Consider the following 856-nt stretch of genomic DNA (forward strand, 5'->3'; position numbering starts at 1 on the left):
TAGGAGCCTGACTCATAACCGCCGCATCAGGATGCGGGCGGAGGCGAGCTGGGCCATGGCGAGGTAGTTGTCGGCGCGCTTCTCGTAGCGGGTGGCGATCCGGCGGAAGTGCTTGAGCTTGCCGAAGTATCGCTCGACCGCGTTCCTCAGCTTGTAGAGCGAGGGGAAGAAGCCCCTGGGATCCTTGCGGTTCCGCTTGTTCGGGATGTTCGGGCAGACGCGCCGCTCGGCGAGGGCGGCGGTGAAGCCATCCGCGTCGTAGGCCTTGTCGGCGAGCAGGACCGTGTCCTCGGGGACGGCCTCGATGAGGTCGGGGATCGCGGAGAGGTCGTGGGCTTGGCCCGGCGAGAGCGACAGCGAGACGACGTTGCCTTGGCTGTCGGTGAGGGCGTGCAGCTTGGTGGTCAGCCCGCCGCGCGAGCGGCCGGTTTCTTCGTGCGCTGATCCCCCTTTTTCCGGGCGCCGGTGCCGTGCTGGTGGACCCGGACCACGGAGCTGTCGACCATGTAGAGGCTGTCCTCGATGTCGGCCTGCAGGTGCTCGAGCAGCCGTGCCCAGACGCCAGCCTTCCGCCAGCGGTTGAAGCGGTTGTAGACGGTCGTCCGGGGGCCATAGCGCTCGGGCATGTCCTCCCAGGGCGCGCCCGTCCGCAGGACCCAGAAGATGCCGTTCAAGACCCGCCGGTCGTCCACCCGCGGCACGCCCCTCGGCTTGTTCGGCAGCAAGGGCTCGATCACCGCCCACTCCGCGTCCGTCAGCTCGAACCGGTGTCCCATCAGCAGGCCTCCTCTCCAGAAGGCCTGCACGGAATCAACGCACCCGGACGACGTCAACCATTAATGGGGATAGCTCCTAG

Annotated in this window: 1 protein-coding gene; it reads right to left on the minus strand. The window is 67.4% G+C overall.

Translation table 11 applies throughout. The features are described 5' to 3' along the window. Window positions 1-12: 12 nt before the first annotated feature. A protein-coding gene (locus IE88_RS17975; protein WP_420330143.1) for an IS5 family transposase occupies window positions 13-776 on the minus strand; the annotation gives its coding sequence in 2 pieces (ribosomal slippage) (window positions 13-440 and window positions 440-776; 765 coding nt in all). Between the last annotated feature and the right edge of the window lie 80 nt (window positions 777-856).

Source organism: Parvularcula oceani (assembly GCF_000733125.1).
GTDB classification, from domain to species: Bacteria; Pseudomonadota; Alphaproteobacteria; order Caulobacterales; family Parvularculaceae; genus Parvularcula; species Parvularcula oceani.